A 19,265-nucleotide genomic window follows, 5' to 3' on the forward strand; every position below is an offset into this window, starting at 1 on the left:
GCGGGCGGCGTCGCGGTGATCCGCGTCGGCGGCGCGACCGAGGTCGAGGTGAAGGAGCGCAAGGATCGCGTTGATGACGCGATGCATGCGACCCGCGCGGCCGTGGAAGAAGGCATCGTTCCGGGCGGCGGCGTCGCCCTGCTCCGTGCCTCCGAGCAGCTCAAGGGCCTGCGCACCAAGAACGACGACCAGAAGACCGGCGTCGAGATCGTGCGCAAAGCACTGTCCTGGCCGGCCCGCCAGATCGCGATCAATGCCGGCGAAGACGGTTCGATCGTGGTCGGCAAGGTGCTCGATAACGAGCAGTACTCTTTTGGCTTCGATGCGCAGACAGGCGAGTACAGCAACCTCCTCTCCAAAGGCATCATTGACCCGGCCAAGGTCGTGCGCATCGCGGTCCAGAACGCCTCCTCGGTGGCCGGGCTATTGATCACAACGGAAGCGATGGTTGCCGAGCTGCCGAAGAAGGGCGGCGCTGGCCCCGCGATGCCTCCTGGCGGCGGCATGGGCGGCATGGACTTCTGATCCACCTTCTCAAGTTCTCGATGACATGCGAAACCCTGGCAATAATGTCAGGGTTTTTTGCATGGAGCGGCCGGTAGCCCCCCGAAGATCCGGCCCATCGGCCTATCCAATGTGCGCCGCGGCAGGACCCCGACTCAAATTTCATGTGCTTCGTGACGACAGTACCGCGTCCGGTACGACGATGGAGCCGGCATTTTGACTCACGAAGCTGCCTCTGCTCATCCAAATGTTCGAACCCTTGGCGTGCGGTAGCCCCGGCGCCGCCCGCCCGCTTTCGACCTCCTTGCCCACCTTCTTTTCCTGTCGCGTAACTGGAAAGCGACGAAATGCCTTTCGTGACGTTTCGCACTTACATCTTGTGGCCTAAGGGCTTGTTTGAACTCGGAGTACATTCTCAAAAATCAAAACGGTATTTTGCGGGAAGTGCGATGATTATTCTGCGCCTCATTTGGTCCTCGCGGACGGGATCCCCTCAACTCCCCTGCTGCGGAGCTCGGGGCAGGACATGGTTTAGAATGATCGCACACTAAAGCCGCAAGGCTCGCTTTGCGTCCAATCTACAGGATATCCGATGGGAAATGACCGGGTGCTTTGCAAAAGAGCTCGCCGGCGGGGCGGCCGCAAGACACTCCGGCCACCGGCAACGTGCCTATACTGCGCCTGCATCCACACTATACCAATGTCTGGCCAAGGTCGCCTCTCGGATGAATTGGCACGAAACGCGGTCGGGATTATTGTGGCCTTATGGCCATGTACACCCAAGTTTACGCTCAATTCGGGGAAACGCATGAACGCTTCGCTGAAGAGCATGCAACTGCACGATACTCCAGTTTCATCGCTGAGCTCAGTCAGCTGAATTTCGCAGACGCGGATGACCGCCGAGCCTTCCCTCCGACCCTACACAGCATCTTGGCAAGGCATGGACTGTTCGGGCTCACCGCACCAGGAGAGCACGGCGGATTAGCTCTCTCTTTGCAAGAGGCCATCGACCTCATCTCCGCCACGGCATCGTTCGATGTCTCCGCTGCGTCGACCCTTGTTATCCATAACTTCCTAGCTTTGCCCTGCATCGAAACGGCACGGCACATACCCGCACAAGCCCGTATCATTCGGGGTGCAACAAGCGGCGATCTCTGCGCTTTCGCTTTGACGGAGCCTGGAGCTGGTTCTGCCCCGAGACATATAAAGGCTGCGGCTTTCATGCACGAAGATAAAGTGCGTATCTCTGGCCGCAAAATCTGGATCGGCCTTGCTGACTGGGCTCGCTGGATCGTTTGCTTTGCGCGCGCGTCGGGACCCGATGCGAAAGGTCGGCTGGTTGGTGTACTCGTTGACAGACAGGCTCCAGGCCTAAAGGTCACGCACGAGCATCGTACACTCGGCCTACGTGGCATCATTCAGAATACCCTGGAGTTCCAGGACGTCGAGATGCCCCGTTCTTACGTGCTCTCTCGCCATCAAGACGGCTGGGGTGCGGCGGCATCTAGTATGAACCGCGGCCGCATCGGTGTGGCTGCTATGGGTCTTGGAGCCCTTGAGCGCGCTATCCAGGTAGCCGCCTCTTATGCAAGCCAGCGTCGGCTTGGTAAACTGCGCATGATCGAAAACAGTTACATTGAGCAGCTATTTGGACAGATGGTGCTGCGGCGGGAAGTAGTGAAGGCGATGCTAGCAGCATCCTGCCGACTTGTTTCAGCGCACGGTGCGCCGAACGTCCACCTCGCGTCGGCGACGAAGGTTTTGTCCTCAGAGTGGTGCGGCCTTGTCGCCGATCAATGCGTCCAGCTGTTAGGCGGCCGCGGCTACGATGAGGGAACGCCTTTGGCCAAAATCTACCGAGACGCTCGCATCCTCCGCATCTTCGAAGGTCCGACTGAGGCGCTCCTATCGCATCTCGGCCGTTGCCTTCTCTCTAAAGCCACGCGCGACGAAATAGCCGATCTGTTTCGGTCGATTGGGGCGGCATCAGTCCATGCTGCTGCAATTGACGAGCTCTCCGGGCTGAATGAGACTGACGGTGCCGTGCTGATCTATGCGGGTTGGCTCACCACATTAGGGCTGGCAAAAGCTGTCATGTCTGCTGATTGCTTCTCAGCCTCAGATTGCGCCGCGGCGGCGGCTGACCTGGTCAGTTCTGAACTGGCATCTCTCCGCACTCGCATGCCGGCACGACAATCTGTCGAAACTCGCAGTCGGGCTAATCGGACACTCGCCACCTTTCTTCACGACGCGGCTTGCTCTATTCGCTCCCCTGTCTTCACAGACGACCACCTTAAATTGGTGCAGTATGTCTGACATCTCCCGCATGTCCGACGTCCTTCCACGCGGTGGTGCCGCGCGCGACGCGCAACTTCCGCAAGCGGAAAGGTCCGTGAAAAACTCTCACGTCTACATGCGGCACGCGCTGCTGTGAAAGGCCTAACCATCTCATTCCTGGCGGCACGCCGCGGCAGCGAAGGCTTTCGCGTTAAAGAGCACCCGATACCGCTCCCCAATCGGGGCTGGCGCTCGACAATGGTGGGCCGCCTCGATTCGCCCCGCGCTGCAAACATCGATAGGCGTGGTGTGTTTTAAGCGTCCTGCTGCCACCTTCTCGCTGGCACATGCCATATGCGAGTTTTCACGACCTCTTAAAGGAAGAGCTTGCGTCTGTACTCAACGATACTTTTAAGTCAAACTTCCGCTAGGCCGGTGGCGGGGCTCAAGACGGGAGGGCCTCCCCGCACAGGCCACTTTCGCTTGATGCATGGGGTCGGGTTCGTCAGGTTTCGGAAAGCTCGCCCATCTACATCGATGTTGAAGTTAGCAGCACGTGGTAGGGACAGCGCTTGCCCCGAGTATGCGTGGGGATTTGGCGCCGAGTCACGTTTCTGCTAACTTCAACCAGTGGTGCGGGCGTGGCAGAGAGAACATCTGATACATCCAGTCCGACCAGCACCAAGTCGCGCCCGCGCTGCTTCCGACGTGAGACCGAGATCAGATCCACGGCGGTCTTCCAGATCAAGCTCAATGCCCGCATGCGCTCGCTCCGTCGAGGAGAAGGATCTCACCTCGTTATTCGGCAAGTAACTTCTCAACGCTTTGTAGTCCAGCTCGGCGGAAACTCTCGATCGTGAGGCTTGGAACGACGCAATGCATAGTGTTGTCACTGAGCTAGATCATGGCTGAGGTTTTCACCAAAGCCGGACATTAGGGGAAGTGCAGCGACGATGACGAGGCGCGGATTGTTGCGGAGCTCGTGGCGAGTGAGGACTCGGTTTGGGCGCCGGTGGGACTGCATGCAGTTGTCGTCGGCTGCAGCCATTTGGTTGGCGAATTAGTACAGAAAGGGCCGGCGAGGATTCCGAAGCAGTCGAACTACAGCTTGTGCCGGCTCTGTGGATGCCTGGTCACCGACCTTAGCCCTGAGCGCGATTGGGGGTCGGGCATCGGAACCCACACGAGGAAGTTAGCCTTACGGGCCATCGATCCTGCTCGAGTGCAAGCGCTGGCCATTTAGGCCTTGAGGCGGCGAGGGCGCGGGCTCACGAACCGGAGTGATCGGACGACCTATATCGCCTGAACATTCTCCCCTGTCTCCACTACTTCCAGAGAGCTTCCGTCGAGAGCACCGATCCAACTCCGAAGAACCGCTTCCAGTGCACCATCTAGACGACGCGGCTGTCCCGCACCGACCGATGAGGTTCCGTGCGGGGGCATCGGGCAAGGTCCGTTGCAACCTAGGAAGTCCTCACGTCACCCTTTGTGTGACGACAGTCGATATGTACATTTTGTTCGGGGGGCTCCTGTAGCGCTCCGCAAGACTCTTGAATACCTCTCCGACCTCATCTGACGGAACAGAAAATTCGCCGTAGTTAGGATCAAAGAGGGTCGTCGTTCCATTCGACGTCACTGTCGCAATCATGTGGGCGCCGCCTGCGGCGAAACGCAAGCTGACCAAATACATGGACGCATCCTCGGTGAGCTCCTTCACGATCTGGTCAATGCACGAAGATGTATCAAACCTATATCGCGTCTCTTCAGCCGACGGCTCTAGGCCAGCGTCGCGTAAGGTTGTACTTTTTGCCAGGAGATTGTGAGACCCTTCCGCCCCATCGTTTTTCAATTGAGCCTTGAGCTCTTCGTACTGTTCCTGCCGCCTTGCCGCGGAGCGATGCTTTTCAGTGTCCGGGAGCAGAGCCCTCATTCGGGATGAAGGGCTGCTTGGGAGATTAAGGAGCCACTCCGCTACCAATCCAACACAGATTCCGTTGACATTGGCTTCGGGCAATTCAGCAGTCCTGTAATCGAATAGAGCGCGGACAGGGCTATCGGCAGATAACTCCGAGCTGGAGGACAGAGAGGAGCTGTGGCGCGAGTTGCTTGGACTATAAACGATTGAATCTGAGGTATGCGGCTTGCTGAAGCAGAGCCCCATCCTGTCGATCAATTCGCCGGACGGCAGGCTCTCCCGTCGCGCGACTTCTGTGAGTGTTTGCGCAAATTCGCTACTGTCTGCGGGCCTGATCGATCCGTCGGCTTGATCAGCGCGTGTGTATTGGCTATCGAGTCGATTATACATGCTGGTTCACCTGCTTCTTCGGCGCACGCGTCCTCAGAGGGCGCGCTGCTTACATCTTGCTGCGGATGATATCGCAGCAAACTGACGAAGAGCTGACCACCAAACACGCCTGGGGCAACTACCGCCGCGACGGCCAATTGGTTGCACGACAGTGCCACTCACGAACGGGGCTGCAGGTGTGAGGCAGTGGCCGAACGGCTAGTTACTCTTGCACACTGACGGAGGGCGCGCTTGGAATTGCAGATGCAGTCATATGATGGCTACGCTCGACAGCGCGACCGTCGGTTTGGTGGTCGATCTCACCTTTATCGTGTTGCGCTGCTCGGTCGGCACAACTTCGCCTCCAAGAGTGAGCAATTCGCGTCCCCGTGATCGCCATCGGCCAGTGAGATGCTGTTGTTGCCGCTGACGAACCTTCAGCACAGATCGAAACCCGGAACCACAAGTTACGATCTTGTTCACTCTACAACAAGTGGCGCAGACATTTCTCTCCCCGAATCAGTGAGCCGTTAGCTGCTCGAGTTTGACGGCGGCATTTCAGGTTCAGCCCGCCTGAACACTGCAACAGTCGAGCGAGCCCGACATACACCCGCATGTGACACGTCATTTCGGAAAGCCGAACCGGTGCTTGCGCACCCGCTCGACCTCACCTCCTGCTCGAATGTTATTAACTCAGCCGGTCATGCTGTCGCGCTCATTCGCGCGAACAACGTTGCCGCATCTGAGGGACTTAATCCAACGACGCCTACGAAGCTCGGGGACGGCATCGGAATGTCTCGATAAGTGGGTCTCCACAAGTGAAGGCAATATCGGCTGTTATTCACGTACCTCGAATGTGGCGGATGCAGTTGCATGACGCACTCTTCTTCATCCCAGAACAGGTCTTTCACAAAGCACATCTCGTCCCAGTTCGGACAGCGCCGCGGGGTCGAAACAGCGACGTGCTCCCAGCCAGGACGGACAAACGCACTTATCTTGAGTTCACACCCACAAGGCCCCTGCACAAGGAATAGACCGCAAGGGCCTGAACCTGGAGCGGTAGCGAACCGGCCGTGTTGCACGCGGCCGGCCTCCAGCTTGTCTATCATCTGCGCTCGCACGCCCGCTCCTTTGCCTCTCCGATAGCCCTGAAGTCTACGTAGATGACGTTGTCTCGTAACAAGTTAACCTGCTCGGTCCTCGGCCCAGCGTTCCTAAACCACTCTACAGCGCGCCATCCGCGAAAGCCGTAGATGTGTATCATCACTCACTCTCCTCTGGTTATTGCTCTAAGACGTATTGCGCCCTCGGGCCGCCGGTTGCCTGAGCATGAGCGGTACCACTATGTGCGCGTCGGGCGACTCGAGCCGCCGATTGCACCTGCCGCTACTTATGTAAGTCCGTCATTAAGTCTCTCCGAGGCGAAACAGTTTATCATCGATGGCCAGGCAGTATTCACTGCTCATCGCCGGCAGAGCGCACATCCCGCATGAGCGGACGAAATCGGCGACTCTGACGCGTCACCTCGTCTTCAATGAATTGCCTCATCATGGCACGCTCCCGTGTTGGCGACGACATCTAGATCTCATGATGCTCGCGAAACCAGTAGTGGCACCAGATAGATCGGACTTACATTGCTGCTTCGCGCGAGAGAGTACTTGATCACTCGCCGGCCTCCTCGCCAAGGCTGAACAGGCCCAATGCGCCATTTATGTGAAAATGGTTCAGCTTTATGGCTTCCAAATCGGCATACACATAGCCGGGGACGCCCGCATGCTCCGTTCTTCCAAATGAACCATCCGGCGGATCGCCTGCTATCTTGGTCGTAAGCTAACGGTCAGAAACAATGATTAGTCGATCTCATCGACCGCAACTGCGAATGTCGCCCGATTTTCCGCATCACTAAGATGCAGCTCCTAACGCGTTGTCTACGGCATGGCGCTCGCGAACCGCTCACCCTTTGCCGCTAATCCGGGTGTTGTTTCCGACATGAATGTCGCGACTCAGACGCCGCGCAACGGCTCCGTGTCACCAACCCACCGCATCAAACGCGCTGCAGACAGTTCTACCTCGTGGCATGTCGCTTGCTGTGCTGACAGAACGCGACCTCGCTGTAGCGAGGATGCACGAGCAATGAATCGGCCGAATCGTCGCCGCAACGAACATCGGTTCTGATGCCCCATGAAAAGAGGACTGCTAACTTATGAGTGATAGGAGTCATGCAAAGCTTGGCATTTTTCTGTTCACCGGCGCCCAGCGTAATGAAATGACTCATTGGCGCGCAACAAAGCGCCCAACGATCAAGCATTTCGGCGCCGATCGTCCCTCCCGGCGAGCCCAGAAAAGGTGGAACTTGTGGCCTCTGGCCGCACTCCTCATAAATGCGCTGCTTTGGGCCGGGATCTACTTCGTCATCGCAGCGTTCTTCTGAAACACTCTCGTGCATAGCAACCGCGCGATGGACTTCTGGCGCCTCTCGCAACCGCGGGCCGCCACGGCTGCGAACAAACTGATGCCAAGGCGCTTCGCGCTCCTACCGGGACATACAATGCGCTGCTCCGGCGGCGCAAAGGAAATGTCGACGCATGACCCAGATGCCTCGAATTAGCGACACTGATGTGCCGCTGCCGCGCGACGAAGTGCCAAATTGACCTGTAGCAGCTCAACCCGTCCGCGGCGAGTGGCATCTGGGCTTCCAAGTGAGGCGCGACGGATCGACTGCAAGTGAGGACTAGTGCCCGTATTCCCCTTATGTGAAAGTTAGCTTTCGAGAAGCTGACGAAACAAGGTGACCTAAGGGAACGTTGGGCAGGCGGCTGGCTCGGGCCCCGTGCGTGTGGCATAGGACGTCAGGCGTCTTGCCTTCTGGCTCTCTCAACGCTCCGTACAGGCGGCATTGACTTGCTTGCTGAGCGATATCTACCTAGCCAATGGGTCGGGTAGAGATCGACACGCTGAGGCCTTATGGACCGTAGCGACGCTTTACAGCTCTTGCTCAGGCTACGTATCGTCCTCATTCTTGCGCATCTGCCACACGTGTGCACGCCACGCTAACTTGTCGTACTCCAAGGCAATCTTAAGCAGCCTGTCTTTGGCTTTTCCGTCGATGAGCGCTGCCGCTTTCTTTCGCGTTGCTTCCGCGCGGCCTCGCCAGTGATCGGGCTGGTACAGTTTACTTTTCGGATTCATGCCGAGAGCATGCAATCCGTAGATCAACGAATTGCGACACTGACGCTCCGTATAAACACGTAGGAGCGACGCTCGTGGCTCCGGCTGCCGAAGCAGTCAGTCCCCAGTCCACAGCTGGCGATGCGCATCAGCCGCTTCATGGGACGCTGATTTGAGAATGGAGAAATGGACATGACGAAGATAACTTGCGGTCCCCATTCTTCAGGATACCTTTTGACAACCATTCAGAAACGGCTGAATGCGCATTGCAGACGATGCTCGTACGAAGAATGCACAGTCACCGACAGCTTCAGACCATTGCTCCCACCAAAAGACTTGAATCGCACGCAGCGTTAGATTGTAGGGTTCTGGACAGGTTTGAATCACCTCTGACAATCAGTCGAGTCTTGACAGTTCACGAGCATTGGGAATGCCTCAAACATCTACAATCGCCCGGGACGACCGAATAGAGAGCCTAACATCATCCAGATGCGAGCCTGCCCGCGATTCATCGAATGCTATTCCTCTTTCTGCTGGACGTAATCGCGCGTTAGGAGGTCTGCGCGGTCGACTCCGATCAACTCAGACTCGGCTGACCCGACGCAAGACGAAACCTACCTCACAGATCCCCCCCACCTCTTCACATAAAGTGGAGCAGAAGCGCGATGACACCAAACATTGCCTCAGCGCGCTATCATGGTCGCTCTTGGCAGGCCGAATGCATCATCAACAACGAGAGAAGCACATCTGGCCTCCCTAATCTGTATGCTTCGCCAGAGTTGGCCAGGGCCGCGTCGAGCCGGCATCGTGGCGAGTCCGCCGTCACTCACCGGCCGGCGATTAGGCTGACCATAGTACCTCAGGTCATGTCAAGCAGACTCAAGCAATCCTCGAGGCAGCGAGGCATGCACTGGCTGCACAATCACAGCAACTCCAAGACCTTCATCTGGTGCGTCGGCGCAGCTGCTAGTAACTCCCCTCTTTCGTAAGGCTCTGCCGGTATGCAAGGTGTCGTTCCTGTCCTCCTGGACAAATGACGAACTCCGTACAGTGAGAACGGCAAAAGTAGAACAACGAGCTTGCAGAGAGCTAAGCAGATCCGCCTGTTTCCCGGTTTGCAGGTGATGCGTTCCGGGCAGCAAGAACAATAATCAGCTCCACCGAACTGAAGAAATGTCATGGTTCAAAAACAACAAATTCGGCCGGCTCCGCGCCTCAGGCTCTACTACCGCGATATCGCCCTAGGCGTGGCAATGGCAACTGCAATGCTTGCGCCGGTCAACGCGCTTGATCGAACGCCGACCGCAGAGGAGAAAGAGGCCTGCATGGGAGACGTGTTTCGCCTTTGTAGCAGTCACATACCAGATCGTACCGCTATTACTGCCTGCCTCAGATCCAAGCAAGATCGTCTCAGTCAGCAATGTCGCTACGTGATCTCCGGGCGGGACATCGGCAATAAGAGCAGCGGATCGAGGTGAAGATGCTGCGAGCTGTCCGCCCGACTCCTCTCCAGAAGTCGTCCCAGCTTGACGTGCAGCACGTCACACGAGGGTTCGCCCAACGGCTCACCAGCTCATGCGGGGCCGGTCAACGGACGCGTCCATCGCTCCTTGGAGGCTTTCATGCGCAGGTTCATTATAGTGAGGTGGGGTCATTTCGTAGAGCCAGCTAAGCTCAGCCTGGAATTGGCATCGATATATTCATAGCACGTGCGGAAGCCGCTCTGCGGCTCCGCCACGGCGGCACCGGAAAGCGAGGCCTTGTGATCCGGCCGGAACATCGACGGCAAGCGGGCGCGAGACAGAGCTGTTATCCTCGCATCAAGCAACTCAGTGCTCTGACTAGCCGCCGATGTCCTCTCGAGGGCGCCATCGAATGGAGAGAGCTTGACCCTGACGTAGCGTCAGGTTGTAGCGTCGCCACGGGTGCCACGTTCATCCGACGGCCCGCCTCAAGGACTCGTGCGGCATAGCGACTGCGGATAGACCGGCAGCTGCATCAGGGCGCCCGGTTGCGAAGACGCCTGGCTGGACGGACGGACCCTAGATTGGATAAGGAACGTGTAAAGTTCGATGGAACCGCTTAAATCGATCATCGGCAAAGTTGCCACCGGTGCCACTCTGACCCGCGAGGAGGCCGCGTTAGCGTTCGACAGCATGATGTCCGGCGACGCAACTCCCTCGCAAATCGGTGGCTTGTTGATTGGGATGAGGGTGCGCGGGGAGACGATCGAAGAAGTCACGGGCGCCGCATCCGCAATGCGAAACATAATGCCCACCGTCGAGACGCGATGTGACCCCATCGATATCGCTGGCACGAGCGATACCGTTATGTGTTCGCTCAACGTTTCGACGTGCGCTTCGTTCATCGTCGCCGGGGTCGGCGTTCCCGTCGCCAAGAATGTCAACCGCGCGGCATCTTTGCGCTCAAGCACCGCAGACGTGTTGGCGCGCCTCGGCGTAAAGGTCGATCTCAAGCCTGAGGGAATTGCACGTTGTGTGCACGAAGCAGACATTGGCTTCATTTTTGCGTCACCCGACTATCCGGCGATGCAGCGCATCAGGCAGATCCGGAGCGTACTAGGAACCCACACGATGTTCAATCTAATCGAGGCTCTGTCGAATCCAGCCAGGGTCAAGCGGCAGATCCTTGGAGTGTTCACTCCCGAATGGGTGCAGCCTCTGGCGCAAGTCTTGAAGAACCTTGGTGCCGACTCGGTATGGGTTGTTCATGGCTCGGACGGGCTCGATGAATTATCCCTCACCGACACAAGCTTTGTTGCTGCGGTCGAGGCGGGTACAGTCCGCACGTTCGAAGTCACGCCGGAGGAAGCCGGGCTCCCCCGCTACCGCGCCGATGCGCTGGAGTGCAGTGATGTCGAGGCTCATGCCTTTGCGTTACAAAAAGTGCTTGATGGCCTGCCAGGTCGTTTTCGTGATGCCGCCCTTCTGAATGCGGCGGCCGCACTGGTGGTGGCCGGGCGGGCCTCGAACCTACAGGAAGGCGTGGCGCTTGGACAAGAATCACTTGATCGGGGCGCTGCAGCCGCTCGACTGAATCGCTTGATCGCGGTTTCAAACGCCTGACAGCCGAGCTGGTTGATGCCGCATCCTTGCGACCAATAGTGCAGCTTGCGCGCGAGAAAACTGTTGCAGCCGCGAATGCGCGTTAATTGTGCCGATTTCTCATGGAGCGCCCGCTTGCGCAAGTCCTTGTCAAAACAGCTCCGCGCTGCACTCAGCCCGACAGCCAACATTTGGTGCATTAAAGGCTGTTCGAGCCCCGGTTGCTGAGGTGAGGACCCGCGACCAAGCGTGCGCAACGCGCCAAAGGAGACGATCGAAGATGGCCTGGCAGAGGATTGAAACAATTGGAACTATCGCAACGATAGAACACATAATTCGGAAGTTTCGGGAATTGATCGATACAGATAGTTCGATCCCGCCGGAGCTGCGGCGTGCGCTGCACGAGACGCTGGATGGGCATCTTCTGGAGGCAAAGCGGCGTGTTCTCCTGAGAGAACATTAGGTCCGGATGCCGTTTACGCACGGAGAGACACTGGCAGGCGGGCGTTGCGCTCTATGCGCACGCTCAAAACGCTTGCGGCCAAGCTTGGCTTCGAGCTGCTCGCTCGTTCAGCGGTGATTCCGATGGCGATTGCTCAGCGCCGCTCATCTCGCCGCGGACTGGCCATCGATGGTGATGGCCCGCATACGCACCCTGACTAACTCTACATTTTCGTCCAAACTCGGCGACTGGGGTCATGCGTTGGACACGCCGCCGGCGCATTCGCCGGATCGCTCCTCAAAGGCCTCAGCCACAGGCTTCCCCCTCAGGGCAGCGCTGAATGCTTGCGACACCAGCCCTCGGGGCCCTCTTCGGACAGCATGAGCTTGACCACGTTCTCATTGGCCCGCAAAAAGGGGCTTGAATCTGACGTAACGTTAAATCGTAAGCTCTTGAGGTGTTACCTACATGGGTGTGAAGGACTTCGGATGCCTCAGCTGGTCAGATCCGCGGACCGGTCGCTGGTCATGCTCCTTATGCCCGATGGCCCATTGGTCGAGAGGGCTTTGCACCAAGTTCCAATCGCGGCGCTAAGGGTAGCAAGTAACTTTCAATGGTGCGGCATTTCGGATCTGGACGAAGTGGCGGTCGCGTACCGCCCCGCCAGAGAGCCGATACCGACAGAATTGATCGACGTAGAACTCTATCCGAAGCGCCTAGATGGTGCTGCTTTCCTCAAGCTGACGCAAGCCCTCCTCTGGCGCAGCAGCGCACAAAATCAGTTTGCCGAACCCGCTACCTTCAAGCTGCTTTCCCGCACGTGGCGTCTCGATCGCGCAAAGGTGTGACAGACGGTGGGCCTGCGCAGGTTTTCGAAGTGACCCGGCGTCTTGCTCCGCGTGATCAGCGCGGCATCGGACGTTATTGCATGGCATGCTGGAGCAGCAAGTTGAAAGACCCGGACGGCCATATGAAGGTTCTGTGTGTTTGATCATATTGAAGGTCAGTGCCGCTGCATCATCGGCTTCAAAGATGGAGATATGAGAGCGGCATATATGTGCGGCGCCTCTATATCAAAGGCGCGGCAAGAAACCCTCTTCGTGGTGCGCCTATCACAACCGACAGATGCACACGACCGCAGCAGAGCCGAGCGAAGTGAGTGATCAATCGGCAGATTTCCCTCAAGAAATAACCATCGTTCGCAACCCATGACAACCATTAAGAGCCGGCCAAAAGAAGCATATGACTGGGGCGTCGCCAAGCACTCCAGGCTTCCGATGAAACGCGTCGGCACAAACACAATGTGCGGACCTGATGCACATGAATAGCGAGTTGGAATTCTCCACCTTCGTCGAGCAAAACGCCAAGTATACTCCTGACAAGACCACGATCCATTTCGAACGGAAGACGCCCAGCTATGTCATCCTCAATCGACTGATCGAGCGGGTCGCTCGCGCCTTCGAGAGCCAATTTGGTGTCCAGAGAGGAGGCCGAATCAAGATGCCCCGACTCGCAGGGGACTTTGGATGCTGCGACGCAGATGGATCTTTTCCGCTTCACGACGGCAAATCAGCACTCGGTTACTTCCGCCGAGAATATCTACCTAGCGAAAATAGAGCGAGTGCATACGTAATATCCAGATCTAGCCGAATGCGGCCGGTCGGTCGAGCCGATGCGCGCTGGGAAGAAGTACCGGTCGCTTATATGACCAAGCGACTGGGGTGCGAGATCGAGGCAGACGCGCTGATCGCACATGTTTGGTCACGGTCCGTTTTAGCGTGTCGCGCGAAATCATTTCACGAAGCATTCCGAACATCGCACTATCCAACGTCCCGCGCTTCTTTCTAGCCATGCGACCGAGCTATCAATTGAGATCGGCAGATCTGAGACGGGCCGTTCTCTCCCACTACATCGCAGGTGACATCGAGACGGCGCAAACTCTCCCTGTCTCAGCGCCTTACAACGGCGTGGCAAGGCTGTCATGCTTGCCATGACCATCCCATCCTGAACAAGTCCAGATGCCCGGAGGACGCGAATGCCGCGGATCCTAATCATGAATGCCGGTACGCCTCAGATGTCGGGCGCCCATCTAACAAAGGCTCAACGTTCGCTGGCCGCCAGCTCGGCACACCGTTCAGCGTGGTTTGCTCAGGAGGGCGACCTGATCGTCTCCCCGGTAGCGATCCCGGCGGATCTGCTATCCTTCATTGGCGCGACGCTCGATTTCGATGCATCGCGTCTTCGCCTTGTTGTACCTGCGAGCCGCCAATCGACGATCCTCGATGATTGCACGTTGCTGTCCCAGCCTGTTGTCGAGCGGCTCAAAAGACATATTCGTCAGAAATCCGCCTGGCGATTGCATCCCTGCTACTTTACAGAAGGGGTCGCACGTTTGGCGGCCCAACTGGGCATATCGAAGGCCGGGGACGACTTCGCTCTGCAGCGCGGGCCTGATCTGTTGAATCGCAAGAGCCACTTCCGTCAGTTGGCAACAAGCGTCGCACTTCCGCTCCCTCATGGATGTGTCGCGACAGACCCAAATGGACTATTCAAAGCGGTCACTGCCTTCAAATCCGAGACAGGCAGGGTCATTGTAAAGTTGGATAATGGAGCTGGAGGAGTCGGAAATGTCATCTTGACCCGCAGCAAAAGCGATCCGCTACCTGGAGCCAGAGATACTCGGATGATTTCGTGGCCGTCGCTTGATCCTGACGCGCTTTACTCTGAGATCACAACAGCGTCGTGTAAGACGCTGGTCGTCGAATCATACCACTTGGCCCGATCTTTATTTTATCTCGAGTATGAAATCCAGGATGATGCATCAATCGCTTTTATCAACAGTGGAAACATACGCCTGCGTAAAAGCACAGATCGGTCCGAACGGGCTCTCACCTGGACGGGGCTTGAGCTTCCAAGCGACCTGGAGAACGAGCAATGGTTGACTGCCCAGGAGCATGCCTACCGATTTGTGGCACTAGCGAGAGACCTGGGCTATCGCGGAATGATCAACATCGACGCCATTTTCACAAAAGAGGGACGGTTGCTGTTTAATGAAGCGAACGGCCGCTGGGGTGGCGGATCGGTGTTACACAACATTGCGATCCGGCTGCTCGGCTTCGACTATTCCAGCCGCAACGTTGTTCTGTCTGTAAGAAATGTGCGATCGCCATCCTTTCAAGCGGCGCATGATCGCTTCTTCAAAGAAGGATTCCTATTCGACCGCACACGTAAGGCGGGCGTGATCCCGCTTGCCGCCGACGAGGAGGCTGGTACCGTGGAGTGCGTTGTGATTGCGCCCAACAGGACCGCGGCCCACGATCAGCAACACCGACTTTTGAGCTCCTAGCGAGAACATCTTCACACGCTCAATTCACTGGCCCGCTCCAAAGCAGCGCTCTATTCAGCCCGAGATAAAGAGGGCACGGTCTGAGAAAAATAGGTTCGGCGCTGCAGCCGGCTGCACTCACTGCAGCGCCGCACAGGGAGAGAGGCCAGGTTCGATCCTTTGCTAAACGTCGGATCATGATCGTGACCTTGCGCGGAAACTATTCTCACCCAGCTGATCGATCGCTGCAACAGGCTGTCCTACGCAGCTGCATCCGCTGAGCGCATTGCGTCCAACAATCCGACATTCTCTCGGCGGAGATCATGCTCAAGCGGCTGCGTTTGCAACCAGCAACTTGCGCAATTGCACGAGTGCGGCACCAATCTTCGGGTGAGGACGAGGGCTGACCTTATAGTGAATAGATCTTTGTCGAGCGACTGATCGGAAAGCTGAGCAGCGATCCCTGGCTGGAGTTGTTACGCAGATGCTCATCCAAGCTACCAACAGCGAGAGCATACTTGTCGGCAGCTGAGCTCTCCCTCCGCCCGCAGCGCGCGAGGCGCGCAGACGACCGAGTCCGGCAAGGACGCCACGCTCGCCCGCCTTTTTAACTCTGCTACATCGTTGCCCGTGTCGTAAAGAAGCTCGGCTATGCCCCGCTTCTCGTTGTAGGCGAGCCATCATCCCAATCTCAGAAGAGCGTCCACATCACCCTTGGCAGGACGCTCCTTGGACCCAGCCTGATGTGTGCTCGACCTTACCACCTTGACAAGAGGCACATCTTGGGCATCCAGAGGCTCGCCACACCGTCTGCGAAATCCCGCGCTACCCGGAATACACCATCGCGCAGCGCCGAATCGCCTCCCTGGTTTCACCCAGCGACGAAGATGGCGATGACTAGCCAGCAACTTTTGCTCGGATGGCGCGTGATGGCCTGTACATGGACCAATCTTAACCATGGCTTCCGACCAGAACTCGCAGACCTTACAAGAAACACTGACCACAACACGTGAAAGCGTTTACATTTCCCGGAGAGCTCGCCCGCCACTCGATTCTCAGAGAATCATATCAGGCGCGCCACCTCATAGCCGAGTGGTAGAACTTTCGATGATCCGGCGGTTCGCGCCGGCCCTTTTTGAACAGAAGTAGACGAGAGATCGGCGTTCCCCGCTCGATACCGGCTTTACTTCATGCCGTACCTTACAGGTCGTGACAAGCACGGCGCCAAATGGTGGTCGGAATACGTGCTGTTCGTACGCGGTAGGATATACCACGAACTCACCCCCCTCGAAGTCTCTCGCTAGCTGCACAATCACGGCGTACTCAAAATCCGGATCACTCTTCGCATCCAAATGGATGCCCACAAAGGACCCGGGCGGCATACGATGCACTTGGCATCGGCGAACCACGTAATCTGAGGATGCTCCGAAGATCTGTCTTAGCGCGAAGCTGCGGTCTTTACTTTCAAGTAGCTCCATGATCTGCCCTGAAGCTGTACCACTCACGTTGCTAGGCGCGCGGCCGGGTGGATCTACCCTTACGCGCTTGACAAAGACGCTGTGCAAGTCGCCGGCATCTCCCTCCCGCACTTCTTCCTCGGGAATCTCAGCCTGCAGCTGATCGATCTTGGTCAAGTCGGCTTGAGCGAACAATATCTGGGGGGCGATAACGGCCGTCCCCTTTACTAACAGCTCTATGCGGTACTTTGTCAGCATTTCCTCTGAAAGCTGGCGGGATTTATCACTCATTGCGCGCGCCATTCGAGCTCACTCCTTTGATCTTCGAAGCAGGACGCCGGGTCCTTGTGCGTTGAGACGAATGCTTGCTCCCAATGCTCGCCATCGAACTCGGTTATTCTTACTCGTGCGACCGTCCTTCTATCCAGACATCGAATATTTACGCTGAATCCGGAGGGGTTCGACCTCGGCCTATAGAATGGCTTTACCCCACAAAGCCGGCAAAACGTGTGCCGAGCAATGTTCTTGTTGAACTGATATGTAGTGAGGAATTCTTCACCGTGCTCGATGCGCAGCTTATCGCCAGTTACGAGTAAGTGGAGAAACCCAGACATTTGACAAATCGAGCAATTGCAACGAACTCCAGAGAGCTCTCGCGGCGCTCTGACGTAGAACTTGATAGAGCCACAATGGCAACTGCCATGATGTTCGATCTCCGAGTGATCATCTCCCGTGCGCGCCGCAATTCCGATGAGATCGCGGCACCACTGGACGCTGAGCCGATAGGCTCCGAGGAATTCATTCAAAAAACGATCACTACGGTAAGGCTGCACAAGTTCACCAATCAGCCGACCTGTCATTTCTCCGTGGTACTTCTCCGCGGGATCTTCTCCGCCCACATGGCTGCGAAAATACTCGAGATCGTCCGGCTTCGCGTTAAAGATTTGGGCCAGAGTGGTCCACAGCGACTGGATCATGTCCGCAGCATGTAGCTCAAAAGCGACCATGTAAGCGCAACGAACGACGGAATCTTTCGATGACAATCCGGCATAGAGAGACTGCAGGTACTGCTTCGTCCTAGAGCTATAGTTGGGCAGTATTGCTCGGCCGAGTAGTTGGGAGACATCTTTTCTCAACAGGTTGGAGTGAAAGTTTTCTGTCAACAGAATATCCGGTAGCGCGGCCTTGCCCCCCTGGAGAATTCGGCCATGGCCACCGGTCTCATCCCAACAGATAAAGTTCGCGACCACGCTGGTCAGCTCAATGTCTCTCGCAATATCCCGATTGTGATGCATTGCATCAAAGATGAGGTCCCTTTGGGCCCCCGCCTGCAGGTACGGGAACGCCTGTGACATCGCCAGATATTCGGGCAGCAGACTGGCTACCTGGTCTTCGGACATCTGCGAGGCGAACGGATGCGGGCCGAACAAGGCCCGCGCTTGCTCGGTCAGGTACTCGCAGCATATCTTCGGAGGCTGATCCGCTGCAGATCGAGACGCTTGAGATGTCATGTGACCCCTGCAGATGAGAAGCGAACGGTCCCTGGCGAAGCAACTTCGTGTCCGGGCGAACTATTAAACCGCCCTGGGTTCATCGGCTTCGAAGGGGGCCAATGATTGCGTTCACCCTTCCAGGCGAACTTTTGGTACTTTCCTTCGCGATGGCAGACAGCGGCATGCTCAGTCCAGCTCATGAGCAACGAAGGAAATGAGTTCATTATTGGAGCGGCGGGAATCCGGTCGGATTGCCGTCCACCAGCAACGCCGCAATGCCCGCAACGACCAGCATTCCCGCGGAGACTCATAATGGATGCTGCGCTGCCCACGCCATTTTGAGGCTAATGTCGCGCGGGCGAGTGGCGTGCCTGGCCGCTCCGCACGCTTGCAGCTTTCGCGATCTTGGGCGAATGGATCAAGCCCTCGCGGTTGGTGTTTGGCGGAGGACGCGCGGCTCAGAAACAGGTGCCGCTGATCCCGCCATTTCGCCGAACCGCTGTCAGCCTGGGACAGCATTGTAGACTCCAATTTGTACCGATACTCTTAAGGCCTTTGCTCGCTTGTGTCATACCGCTGCTGGCGGCACAAAGCATCTCACAGAGACCCTCGCCCGTTCTTCGCGTTCGCGATTACGACCTCTAAGTTCTTAGTGGCTCACAGCAATCATCATGCCAACTCTTGAATTCGCTCCGTAAGATCTGAATAAGTTTATTCAACGGTGGTGACGCCTCCTCCTTGCGAGTGTATCGAACTTGAGAGGCTGCGGGCCGCTGTCAGAAAGCAAACAGCGAGGAGCCAGCGGCCGCTTACATGCGTACAGGCCTGCTCAATCGCGGAGATTGCTTCAAAGGCGACGCATAGGTTGACTTTGCGCTCCGAAGCCAGCGACAGCGCTTTGTGCGTGCAGACGACAGCGCTAGGGTCTGTACCTAATTAGCGAACTCTGATTCCCTGGCAGCGGGTTGATTCCACGCGGGGGACTTCGATGCGCAAAGGACTGTTCTGGCTCAACGACAAGCAATGGGCTCTGATAGAGCCGCATCTGCCAACGAACCAGACCGGACCGGTGCGCGATGACGATCGACGCGTCATCAGCGGTATCATTCACATGCTTCAGTGCGGCGCACGCTGGCGCGATTGCCCGCCCGACTATGGTCCGTACACGACGATCTACAATCGTTTCAATCGCTGGGCCAAGCGCGGACATTGGCGGGCGATCTTTGAAGCGCTCGCCCGCTGCGGCAAAG

At 57.2% G+C, this 19,265-nt stretch carries 11 protein-coding genes; 7 read left to right on the forward strand and 4 right to left on the reverse strand.

Going from position 1 to position 19,265, the window contains the following annotated elements:
• A partial coding sequence (locus GA0061099_RS36300; protein ID WP_276327057.1) for a TCP-1/cpn60 chaperonin family protein occupies nt 1-525 on the forward strand: 525 nt, incomplete at its 5' end.
• A gap of 744 nt (nt 526-1,269) precedes the next feature.
• Complete coding sequence (locus GA0061099_RS36305; protein ID WP_036031548.1) at nt 1,270-2,820, forward strand: acyl-CoA dehydrogenase family protein; 1,551 nt, start codon at nt 1,270-1,272, stop codon at nt 2,818-2,820.
• 1,435 nt (nt 2,821-4,255) lie between these two features.
• Here the strand turns inward: GA0061099_RS36305 and GA0061099_RS36310 are convergent.
• Both GA0061099_RS36310 and GA0061099_RS43235 read right to left on the reverse strand, forming a co-directional pair.
• Nucleotides 4,256-5,086, reverse strand: a complete 831-nt coding sequence (locus GA0061099_RS36310) for a YopT-type cysteine protease domain-containing protein (protein WP_036031544.1) — start codon at nt 5,084-5,086, stop codon at nt 4,256-4,258.
• 680 nt (nt 5,087-5,766) lie between these two features.
• Nucleotides 5,767-6,174: a DUF7694 domain-containing protein gene (locus GA0061099_RS43235; protein ID WP_420886582.1), complete on the reverse strand. Its 408-nt coding sequence runs from the start codon at nt 6,172-6,174 to the stop codon at nt 5,767-5,769.
• 4,131 nt (nt 6,175-10,305) lie between these two features.
• On the opposite strand from GA0061099_RS43235, the gene trpD reads away from it, so the two are divergent.
• From trpD to GA0061099_RS36355, 4 genes are all read left to right on the forward strand, one after another.
• The gene (gene trpD / locus GA0061099_RS36335) at nt 10,306-11,319 is read left to right on the forward strand and encodes an anthranilate phosphoribosyltransferase (protein ID WP_036031532.1); all 1,014 of its coding nucleotides are present in this window, start codon (nt 10,306-10,308) and stop codon (nt 11,317-11,319) included.
• Nucleotides 11,320-11,814: 495 nt separating this feature from the next.
• On the forward strand, nt 11,815-11,961 hold the full coding sequence (locus GA0061099_RS41660; RefSeq protein WP_157786064.1) for a hypothetical protein: 147 nt from the start codon (nt 11,815-11,817) through the stop codon (nt 11,959-11,961).
• 267 nt (nt 11,962-12,228) lie between these two features.
• Nucleotides 12,229-12,588 (forward strand): hypothetical protein, encoded by a 360-nt coding sequence (locus GA0061099_RS36345; protein WP_225114368.1) that lies wholly within the window; start codon nt 12,229-12,231, stop codon nt 12,586-12,588.
• A 1,205-nt stretch (nt 12,589-13,793) separates the two neighbouring features.
• Entirely contained in the window at nt 13,794-15,086 is a 1,293-nt protein-coding gene (locus GA0061099_RS36355) for a preATP grasp domain-containing protein (RefSeq protein ID WP_225114369.1), read from the forward strand.
• Nucleotides 15,087-16,147: 1,061 nt separating this feature from the next.
• On the opposite strand, the gene GA0061099_RS36360 is transcribed toward GA0061099_RS36355, so the two are convergent.
• A complete protein-coding gene (locus tag GA0061099_RS36360) occupies nt 16,148-16,825 on the reverse strand; it encodes a 2OG-Fe(II) oxygenase (protein WP_036031523.1) in 678 nt (225 codons plus the stop codon).
• Complete coding sequence (locus GA0061099_RS36365) at nt 16,810-18,033, reverse strand: GFA family protein (protein WP_036031520.1); 1,224 nt, start codon at nt 18,031-18,033, stop codon at nt 16,810-16,812. The genes GA0061099_RS36360 and GA0061099_RS36365 overlap by 16 nt, the downstream gene beginning before the upstream one ends.
• Before the next feature lie 970 nt (nt 18,034-19,003).
• Between GA0061099_RS36365 and GA0061099_RS36370 the strand changes: the two genes are divergently transcribed.
• On the forward strand, nt 19,004-19,265 hold a 262-nt coding region (locus tag GA0061099_RS36370), incomplete at its 3' end, for an IS5/IS1182 family transposase (RefSeq protein ID WP_074447480.1).

The sequence above is a fragment of the Bradyrhizobium yuanmingense genome, from assembly GCF_900094575.1.
GTDB lineage: Bacteria > Pseudomonadota > Alphaproteobacteria > Rhizobiales > Xanthobacteraceae > Bradyrhizobium > Bradyrhizobium yuanmingense.

Bases quoted from the DNA above. Each gene is read 5' to 3' on its own strand.
- GA0061099_RS36305 (WP_036031548.1), top strand. From the start codon at position 1,270: ATGGCCATGTACACCCAAGTTTACGCTCAATTCGGGGAAACGCATGAA.
- GA0061099_RS36310 (WP_036031544.1), bottom strand. From the start codon at position 5,086: ATGTATAATCGACTCGATAGCCAATACACACGCGCTGATCAAGCCGAC.
- GA0061099_RS43235 (WP_420886582.1), bottom strand. From the start codon at position 6,174: ATGATAGACAAGCTGGAGGCCGGCCGCGTGCAACACGGCCGGTTCGCT.
- trpD (WP_036031532.1), top strand. From the start codon at position 10,306: ATGGAACCGCTTAAATCGATCATCGGCAAAGTTGCCACCGGTGCCACT.
- GA0061099_RS41660 (WP_157786064.1), top strand. From the start codon at position 11,815: ATGCGCACGCTCAAAACGCTTGCGGCCAAGCTTGGCTTCGAGCTGCTC.
- GA0061099_RS36345 (WP_225114368.1), top strand. From the start codon at position 12,229: ATGCCTCAGCTGGTCAGATCCGCGGACCGGTCGCTGGTCATGCTCCTT.
- GA0061099_RS36355 (WP_225114369.1), top strand. From the start codon at position 13,794: ATGAATGCCGGTACGCCTCAGATGTCGGGCGCCCATCTAACAAAGGCT.
- GA0061099_RS36360 (WP_036031523.1), bottom strand. From the start codon at position 16,825: ATGGCGCGCGCAATGAGTGATAAATCCCGCCAGCTTTCAGAGGAAATG.
- GA0061099_RS36365 (WP_036031520.1), bottom strand. From the start codon at position 18,033: ATGACATCTCAAGCGTCTCGATCTGCAGCGGATCAGCCTCCGAAGATA.